Source organism: Streptococcus sp. C150, from assembly GCF_000187445.1.
Taxonomy (GTDB): domain Bacteria; phylum Bacillota; class Bacilli; order Lactobacillales; family Streptococcaceae; genus Streptococcus; species Streptococcus raffinosi.
Window position 1 is genome coordinate 1 of sequence record NZ_GL698458.1, and the last position, 924, is coordinate 924.

The 924-nt window shown below is 43.7% G+C and carries 1 protein-coding gene; it reads right to left on the reverse strand.

From position 1 onward, the window contains the following. Nucleotides 1-924 (reverse strand): SH3 domain-containing protein (locus tag HMPREF0848_RS10120; RefSeq protein WP_008536360.1); only part of this gene is annotated, 924 nt, incomplete at both ends.

Sequence of the window (924 nt, forward strand, 5' to 3'; positions counted from 1 at the left end):
GATAAGAAAGCCATGTATAGCCGTCATTATTGACAACCTTGTCATAGTTGACTGACATGCCAGCATCGTAGTAGCTAACATCTGGGTTGGCTACCAAAGGTTGAGTCTTGATGCCAGTACGAGCGGTAAAGGTATATGAACCTGAAGCTGGAAGGTTGTGGCGGGTTGCATTTTGAACTGGAACAGTTGTGCTAGTGCCACCGATACCTACCATCTTACCGTCTTGAACATAGTAAAGATGGACAATGTATTCACCCGCTTCGGCCTTATGGTCACTAACATTGATACGAACCTTGTAGCTACCATCACTTTGTCTGTCAGCTTGGTGCCATACAAGATCATCTTGACCGTCCTTAGCTGTCCAAACTGGAACACTGACGCCTTGGATAGCCTTGTCGCCACCAGAAACATTAGTGATATGAACATCAAAACCAAGGTTAGAGAGATTTTCAATATTGATAGTACCGCTTGGTTTGCTTTCTTGTTGAGCAAGTTTTGCCACAGCTACATAACGGCGGTTACCATTAAAGCTGAGGTAAGAAAGCCATTGATAACCATCACCACTGACAATCTTGTCATAGTTAACTGACATACCAGCATCATAGTAGGCCAACTCTGGACTTGCCACACTTGGTTCTGCTTTAATGCTAGAGCGTTCCTTGAAAGTATAGGTACCAGAAGATGGTGTACTTGGTTGCACTGGTTGTTCTACTGGTTTAGTCACACTTGTTGGTGCAATAGCCACATAGAAACGATTTCCTGAATAGCTGAGATAAGAAAGCCATGTATAGCCGTCATTATTGACAACCTTGTCATAGTTGACTGACATGCCAGCATCGTAGTAGCTAACATCTGGGTTGGCTACCAAAGGTTGAGTCTTAATTCCAGTACGAGCGGTAAAGGTATATGAAGCTGAAGCTGGAA